The 7,521-nt window shown below is 66.4% G+C and carries 6 protein-coding genes and 1 tRNA gene; 4 read left to right on the top strand and 3 right to left on the bottom strand.

The genetic code is table 11. The features are described 5' to 3' along the window. Positions 1–229: 229 nt before the first annotated feature. Complete coding sequence (locus tag HC022_RS15110; RefSeq protein ID WP_167452999.1) at positions 230–1,405, bottom strand: tyrosine-type recombinase/integrase; 1,176 nt, start codon at positions 1,403–1,405, stop codon at positions 230–232. A 699-nt stretch (positions 1,406–2,104) separates the two neighbouring features. Then, entirely contained in the window at positions 2,105–3,277 is a 1,173-nt protein-coding gene (locus HC022_RS15105) for an ROK family transcriptional regulator (protein ID WP_167452998.1), read from the bottom strand. 193 nt (positions 3,278–3,470) lie between these two features. On the opposite strand from HC022_RS15105, the gene HC022_RS15100 reads away from it, so the two are divergent. The 4 genes from HC022_RS15100 (at position 3,471) to HC022_RS15085 (ending at position 7,049) form a co-directional block, all read left to right on the top strand. After that, complete coding sequence (locus tag HC022_RS15100) at positions 3,471–4,481, top strand: sugar ABC transporter substrate-binding protein (protein ID WP_089962295.1); 1,011 nt, start codon at positions 3,471–3,473, stop codon at positions 4,479–4,481. 98 nt (positions 4,482–4,579) lie between these two features. Further along, a complete protein-coding gene (locus HC022_RS15095) occupies positions 4,580–5,665 on the top strand; it encodes an ABC transporter permease (RefSeq protein ID WP_008884732.1) in 1,086 nt (361 codons plus the stop codon). Next, positions 5,662–6,441, top strand: a complete 780-nt coding sequence (locus tag HC022_RS15090; protein WP_008885520.1) for an ATP-binding cassette domain-containing protein — start codon at positions 5,662–5,664, stop codon at positions 6,439–6,441. The genes HC022_RS15095 and HC022_RS15090 overlap by 4 nt, the downstream gene beginning before the upstream one ends. Beyond that, on the top strand, positions 6,438–7,049 hold the full coding sequence (locus HC022_RS15085) for a phosphoribulokinase (protein ID WP_167452997.1): 612 nt from the start codon (positions 6,438–6,440) through the stop codon (positions 7,047–7,049). Before HC022_RS15090 ends, HC022_RS15085 begins: the two co-directional genes overlap by 4 nt. A 395-nt stretch (positions 7,050–7,444) precedes the next feature. Here HC022_RS15085 and HC022_RS15080 read toward each other — a convergent pair. After that, positions 7,445–7,521 (bottom strand) — tRNA-Met (locus tag HC022_RS15080).

The raw sequence follows: 7,521 nt of genomic DNA, 5'->3' as shown, positions 1-7,521 counted from the left end.
CCCGCCGTGGCATCCTGATCAGACTCGGACCTCTCCGAAGGTCCACGCTCCTACACCACGCGCGGGGGCACTATCCTGAGCACGCATCCCAATCTTGCTTCAGTCCTTCCGAAAGACGCCAAACCAAGTGTCGAAAAGCGCCGATTTGTTGTCGTACTAGGCCCGTGAAGATCGAGAAAACAATGGCTTGAACGTCCTCCGGATGCCAAACTACGTGTCGTTCAACACATCAGTTTTCCTTTCCTTTAAGGGACTTGGTGTCGATATTGGCGAACCAATCAGGAAGGTTCGCCAGATTTTGTTCTCCATTCGGACGTGCGAGCAGCTTCTCGAAAGCTGAATCGGCCAATCCTTGGCGTTCTGCTGCAGCCGTGTAGTGCTGCACAAGCGCCAGCGTCTTGTGACCGGTCACCGACGCGATCTGGTTCGTGGTTGCTCCGGCCTCCGCGAGTCGCCGCGCACAGGCTTTCCGAAGGCCGTGAGAGGAGCAGGCGGGCAAATCCGCCTCCCGGGTCCAGCGCTGCATGAGATTGCCCAGTCCGGCCGCTGTACGCGCCGTACCGCGCCTCGTGGCGATGTAGGGCCGGTCGGTCGGCAGTTTGGCCAAGACCGCCGCCAAATCCGGATGCACGGGAATCGAGATCAAGCGCCCGTTGGTCTTCTTCGTCTTCTGGCGACGGTACTGAAACCGCCCATCCTTGATGTTCCAGGGGCCAAGCTGCACCGCATCCACGCGGGCCGCTCCGGTGTAGGCCATCAGCGTCATCACCCTGTGAGCCTCGGTGCCCTCAGGATGCGTCTGGATGAACTTTGCGATCTCCGCCTCGGTCCAGGTGTGGAAGCCCTCCGTGGCGACCTTGTAGGGCTTCGTGGCGCGTGCCGGGTTGTCGGTCCGCCATTCCAGCGTGATCGCGTAATCCAGAAGCTGGATCAGCCTCTTGCGCAGGTTGTTGGCCGCTGCAGGCGTGTCCGCCTTGGCAGCCAGAAGATCCTGCACATGACGGAGCTGCATCAGGTGCACGGGCTTGTCGCCGTGCTGCTGGCGGAAGCTCTCGACCACACCGCGGTAAACGCGCTGCGTCGATGCCTCGAGCGCCAGGAAGTCCTGCGACCGGTACCATTTCGAGACGAGCAACTCGACGCTGCCGGGTTTCGCACGACCCGCGCCGACGCCGCCGCGCGTCCGGTGTCCTTCCAGCGCGGCCTCGTATCGCCGGATGAAATCCTCTGAGCCGTAGTCAATTCCAAGCTCGGCCGAGAAGCCACCCTTGCGGAAGCGCCAGCGGCGCTTGCCGTGCCGGTCGAAATACGAGGTCGCGCCGGGATACTGGCGGCTGTCCGCAAGGTAATTTCTAACCTTGGCATACGAGGTGTCGGCCTCTCTTCTCTCTTGACGATGGGGCATACCCAGAGCCTGGGCGCGCTTGGCTTTTCAAGGGCTCTCGGCTTGAAAGCGGGCGGTCTCAGGGCGTGAAGTGCGCTGCATTGTACCAATGGACTCGGTCTACCCTCTCATTGACCTTCTCGGGGAGGGAGCCAGAACGCCGGACGACCAACGCCGTGCGGATCTATTGCTTTTAAGCATTAGGACGGACGACGTCGGCGGGTGCCGCTTGCGGCTGCACCCGGTAGAGGTGAAGATGCGCTCTAAGAGCGGCAAGGTTTTCCCCTCGCCTGAGAGCCTCGGCGAGCCGTTTGACCAGCTCGAGAGCACTTTTAAAGTGCTGGAACAGGGAGCGGCGCATGTGCCGTCCTGCGCCTGACGGATGACATCCCGCAGAACGCGCAACTGCGCCTGCCATTCTGCACTGCCCACTGGGGCCGGTGTCCGGGCAGGAAGCCAGAAGCCCAAATGATGCTCGTGCGGTGACAAGGGCAGGCTGCGCTCCAGCGTCGTCATCCCTTCCTGGGCCACCTTCGGGCCAGCATGGGCACATGAACGCGCCGCGCAGGCCGTCTTGTGCTCTGGACGACCGAGCCTGTCCTTGGCGTCGAGGCCGGTGAGTCGCGGTTCAATAGCCGTTGCTGCGGTCCAGAGGCATCGTGGAGCGAGTCGCTTCAGGTGCCCGCTCTACGCGACAGTACCCAGCACGCTTTGCCCCACCTAGAACTCGAAGAACTTCGCCATCGCCGGGGCCGTTGCGGCGCCGATGACGCGGGCGTTGCCGCCCACTGCCGCCTCCTCGATAGAAGGCGCCGTGAGGCCGCGCAGGTCGAGATGGGAGAGTTCCGCGCGGGTGGCGGCAACGAGTCGGGCGCGGACGTCGGTCGGTAAGGCGCCGTCGATCAGCACCACGGGGAAGTCGATCACCGCACAGACCGCCCGCGCGGCGTCGGCCAGCGCGCGGGCGGAGCGCGCGATCCAGAGGTCGAGCGCGGGGCCGAGCCCAGACCAGTCCTGCGGCTGGTGCCAGAGCGCGCCCGCGGGCACGCCCGCCCCGGTCAGCGCGTTCTCGAGCAGGTAGAGCGAGGCCTCGTCGATCAGCGCCGCCGTGCCGCCCTCCTGCCCGCGTACGCGGATCGCGCCGAAGGCGCCGGCGTTGCCCTTCAGCCCCTCGACCACGCTGCCGTTCAGCGCCACTCCGCCGCCCACGAAGGAGCCGATGAAGAAATACGCGTAGTCCGTCAGGTCGAGCCCCCGGCCGAACACGTGCTCGGCACGACAGGCGGCGGTGGCGTCGTTGACCTGGAACAGCGGCAGGTCCGAGAACGCGGCGACCTCGGCTGCGAAATCTACGCCGCTCCAGACCGAGAAGTCGGCCGGAGCGCCCAGCACGTCGACCCAGCTCCAGATCTCGGCCGGGGCGGCGACGCCGATCCCGGCAAGGCGGGCGCGCTGGTGCGGGGTCAGGGACAGCGACAGCTCGTCCATCCCCTCGCGCAGATAGGCGAAGATCTCGGCGGGCATCGGGTAGCGATAGGTGAGCTGGCTCTGGCCCAGCACCCGCCCCGACAGGTCCAGCACCGCGAGATCGGCCGACCGCCGTCCCAGTTTCATCCCGAAGGAGAGCGCGCCGTCCGGGTCTATCTGCATCGGGATCGAGGGTTTCCCCACCCGCCCCCGCTGCGGCGCACCACGGCGCAGGAATCCGTCGTTCTCGAGCTTGCGCAGGATGTTGGACACGGTCTGCGGCGAGAGCGCCGTCAGCTTGGCGATCTCGGCGCCCGGCAATCCGCCGCCACGGCGCACCAGCGACAGGATCAGGCGCTCGTTATGTGCGCGGACCCCGATCTGATTGACGCCGGAACGCGCGCCGATGCGGTCATTGCCATCCATGAGAGATCCTCCAATGGCCCATTGCCTAGCAGGCCCCATATGGGCGTGCCAGTCAATAAATAAATCAAATGGATTTACTTATTGACCGAAGCCGGGAATCGCGGCAGTTTGGGCCACGATCCGCTTGGAGGAGCGGAGGCGCCGATGACCTGCCGAAGGGGCAGGCGGCGCGTGACCTTAAGGGAGGATGACGATGAAGACGTTGTTTGCAGGTTCAGCCCTGGCTTTGGTTCTCTGTGCGGGAACGGCCTATGCCGAAGACACTTCGGCCTGCCTGATCACCAAGACGGACACCAACCCGTTCTTCGTGAAGATGAAGGAAGGCGCCAGTGCCAAGGCCGATGAGCTGGGCATCGAGCTCAACACCTATGCCGGCAAGATCGACGGCGACGTCGAGACCCAGGTGGCCGCGGTCGAAAGCTGCATCGCCGCCGGTGCCAAGGGCATCCTGATCACGCCCTCGGACAGCCGGGCCCTGGCCCCGGTGGTTGGCAAGGCCCGCGAGGCCGGCCTGCTGGTGATCGCGCTCGACACCCCGTTCGAGCCCATCGACGCGGCCGACGCGACCTTTGCCACCGACAACTTCCTTGCCGGCGAGCTGATCGGCAAGTGGGCCGCCGCCAAGATGGAGGACCCCTCCAAGGCTAAGATCGCACTGCTCGACCTGAACCCCTCGCAGGTTTCGGTCGACTACCTGCGCGACAACGGCTTCCTCAACGGCTTCGGGATCGACATCAAGGATCCCACCAAGATGGGTGACGAGGACGATCCCCGCATCGTCGGGAACGACGTGACCAACGGCAACGAGGAAGGCGGCCGCACCGCGATGGAGAACCTTCTGCAGAAGGATCCCGAGGTGAACCTCGTCTACACCATCAACGAACCCGCCGCCGCCGGCGCCTACGAGGCGCTCAAGGCCGTGGGGCTCGAGGGCCAGGCTCTGATCGTCTCGGTCGACGGCGGCTGCCCGGGCGTGCGCAACGTCGAGGCCGGAGTGATCGGTGCCACCTCGATGCAGTTCCCGCTCAAGATGGCGTCAATGGGCATCGAGGCGATCAAGGCCTTCGCCGACAGCGGCGAGAAGCCCCAGGCGTCCGAAGGGCTCGAGTTCACCAACACCGGCGTCGAGCTGGTCACCGACCAGCCGGTCGACGGCATCCCCTCGATCACCTCGCAAGAGGCGCTGGAGAAGTGCTGGGGCTGAGCCCCCCGCGGCCGGTACGGCGCTCCTGATGCCGCCGGTCTGCCCGAGGGGCGGCACGCGCCCCCCGGGTCCCCTCCCCTTGAACAGATGAGGCCGCCATGAGCGAGACCATCCCGCCAACGCGACGTTCCGCGCAGGACTTCGAGACGGCTGTCGACAGCGCGGACCGCCGCGTCGCAGCCTTCGATCCGCACCGCCGCGGCCCCGTCGAGAAGCTGCAGCACGTGCTGCATTCCAATCCGACGCTGGTGCCGGTGATCGTGCTTCTGGGCGCGGTCGCGGTCTTCGGCGTGGTGTCCGGGTCGAAGTTCTTCTCGGCCTTCAACCTCACGCTGATCATGCAGCAGGTGTCGATCATCGGCATCCTCGCCGCCGCCCAGTCGCTGATCGTACTGACCGCGGGCATCGACCTTTCGGTCGCGGCGATCATGGTGCTGATGTCGGTCATCGCGGGCAACCTCGCGGTCTATTCCGGCGTGCCCGCCTTCCTCGCGCTGATCATCGCCTTCGTGGGCGGCACCGCGGCGGGGATGTTCAACGGCTTCCTCGTCACCCGGGTGAAACTGCCGCCCTTCATCACCACGCTGGGCACCTGGTCGATCTTCTACGCGCTCAACCTCTGGCTCTCGGGCGCGCAATCCATCCGCAGCCAGGACATCGACTCCGCCGCGCCCCTGCTGAAGGTCTTCGGCGAGACCATCGCCATCGGTCCGGCCCGGATCACCTACGGCTCTATCCTGATGGTGCTGGTGTTTCTCGTGCTCTGGTACATGCTGAATCGGACCGCCTGGGGCCGCCACGTCTACGCGGTGGGCGACGACGCCGAGGCGGCCGAGCTCGCCGGCATCCGCACCGGCCGCACCCTGATGTCGGTCTACGCACTGGCGGGCTTCGTCTGCGGCATCGCGGCCTGGGCCTCGATCGGTCGCGTCGGCTCGATCTCGCCCCAGGCTTTCTACGAGGGCAACCTGCAGTCGATCACCGCCGTGGTCATCGGGGGCATCTCGCTCTTCGGCGGACGCGGCTCGATCCTCGGTGCTCTCTTCGGCGCGCTGATCGTCGGTGTCTTCCAGTCGGGGCTGCGTCTCGCGGGGGTCGACGTGCTCTGGCAGGTCTTCGCCATCGGCTGGCTCATCATCATCGCGGTCGCCATCGACCAATGGATCAGAAAGGTCTCGGCATGAACGCTCCCATTCTTTCCGCCCGCGGGCTGCAGAAACGCTACGGCCGGGTCACCGCGCTCGACGATTGCGACTTCGACCTTTACCCCGGCGAGATCCTCGCGGTGATCGGCGACAACGGGGCGGGCAAGTCCTCGCTGATCAAGGCGCTCTCAGGCGCGATCCGGATCGACGCGGGCACCATCACGCTCAACAACCAGGAGGTCCATTTCTCCTCGCCGCTGCAGGCCCAGGAGGCAGGCATCGCCACGGTCTACCAGACCCTCGCGCTGTCGCCTGCGCTCTCCATCGTCGACAACATGTTCATGGGCCGCGAGATCCGGGCCGAGGGCATCGCCGGGCGCTGGCTGCGCAAGCTCGACCACGGCAAGATGCGCGAAATCGCCCGCGAGAAGCTCTCCGAACTCGGGCTTATGACCATCCAGAACATCGACCAGCCGGTCGAGACGCTCTCGGGCGGCCAGCGGCAGGGCGTGGCGGTGGCGCGGGCGGCGGCCTTCGGCTCGAAGGTCATCATCCTCGACGAGCCCACGGCGGCGCTGGGGGTCAAGGAGAGCCGAAAGGTCCTGGACCTGATCCAGGACGTGCGGGCGCGGGGTATCCCGATCATCCTGATCTCGCACAACATGCCGCACGTGTTCGAGGTCGCCGACCGCATCCACGTGCACCGGCTGGGGCGCCGTCTCTGCACCGTGGCGCCCGACGACTGCACCATGTCTGACGCGGTGGCGCTGATGACCGGGGCCAAGGCCCCTCCCGGCGAAAGCATCGCTGCATGAGCTCAGTCGATGCCGGCCAGTTGCTGAGCATCCTGATCGAGGCGGCGCGGTCCTCCCCGCGCTGCCTCGTGGCGCTTGCAGGCCCTCCGGCGGTGGGCAAGTCGACGCTCGCCGAACGTCTGGCCCGGGGGCTCGGGCCCATGGCGCAGGTGATCCCGATGGACGGTTTCCACCGCGACAACGACTGGCTCGATGCCCACGGCCTGCGCGCGCGCAAGGGCGCGCCGGAGACCTTCGATGCCGAGGCCTTCGTGGCGCTGGTCCGCGAGATCCGCGCCGGCGCCTCGCCCGCCTACCCGCTCTTCGACCGCACCGCCGACCGCACGCTGCCCGGCGCCGGCCAGGTCGATCCCGCCGCCCGCGTGCTGATCTTCGAGGGCAACTACCTCCTGCTGGACTGCGCGCCCTGGCACGACCTCGCCCCGCTCTGGGACATCACCGTTTCGCTGGCGATCGACGAGGAGATGCTGACTCGCCGACTCGTCCAACGCTGGCTGGACCATGGGCTGAGCGCATCGGAAGCCCTCGCGCGCGCCGAAAGCAACGACCTGCCGAACGGGCGGGCGGTCCTGCGAGAGAGCCGAAGGGCGGATTACCGGCTGGTGTGATCCGGCACGCGGGCTGCCTTCGGGAAGGCGTGGCTTTGCGAGAGCGAGCCGGATCTCGGTCGGATCTGAACGGTTCTCTGATGCAGGAAGGCGCCGCGCGGCGACGCGGCGCCTTTTCATTGCGGGAGGGTCTCCCTGGAATAGGGTCACTGCGTCCCAGGCATTCGGGGTTTCCTGTCCGGGTACGCGAGCCACTGCCCTGTCAGACCCAGCAGTTCGGGTCCAGGCCGCCGAGGCGATGCGCAGCCTGATCTCCGAGATCCGGATGGTTCCAGCAGCGGACGCGCCCGATGGGCACCGGATCGAGCTCAGCGGCGATCTGGCGGGTATTCTGGCGTTGGGGGATGCGGACACGACAAAGCCCCCGCGGATGGCGAGGACTTTGTCGGAAACGATGGTTGCGGGAGTAGGATTTGAACCTACGACCTTCAGGTTATGAGCCTGACGAGCTACCGGGCTGCTCCATCCCGCG

The sequence above is a fragment of the Salipiger sp. HF18 genome (genome assembly GCF_011806505.1).
GTDB classification, from domain to species: Bacteria; Pseudomonadota; Alphaproteobacteria; order Rhodobacterales; family Rhodobacteraceae; genus Salipiger; species Salipiger thiooxidans.
The sequence above is the reverse complement of the archived record's forward strand: the minus strand, read 5'-3'. Positions and strand labels throughout refer to the sequence as shown.

What these genes read in the sequence shown, in the direction of transcription:
- HC022_RS15110 (WP_167452999.1), bottom strand. Translation starts at nt 1,405, where the DNA reads ATGCCCCATCGTCAAGAGAGAAGAGAGGCCGACACCTCGTATGCCAAG.
- HC022_RS15105 (WP_167452998.1), bottom strand. Translation starts at nt 3,277, where the DNA reads ATGGATGGCAATGACCGCATCGGCGCGCGTTCCGGCGTCAATCAGATC.
- HC022_RS15100 (WP_089962295.1), top strand. Translation starts at nt 3,471, where the DNA reads ATGAAGACGTTGTTTGCAGGTTCAGCCCTGGCTTTGGTTCTCTGTGCG.
- HC022_RS15095 (WP_008884732.1), top strand. Translation starts at nt 4,580, where the DNA reads ATGAGCGAGACCATCCCGCCAACGCGACGTTCCGCGCAGGACTTCGAG.
- HC022_RS15090 (WP_008885520.1), top strand. Translation starts at nt 5,662, where the DNA reads ATGAACGCTCCCATTCTTTCCGCCCGCGGGCTGCAGAAACGCTACGGC.
- HC022_RS15085 (WP_167452997.1), top strand. Translation starts at nt 6,438, where the DNA reads ATGAGCTCAGTCGATGCCGGCCAGTTGCTGAGCATCCTGATCGAGGCG.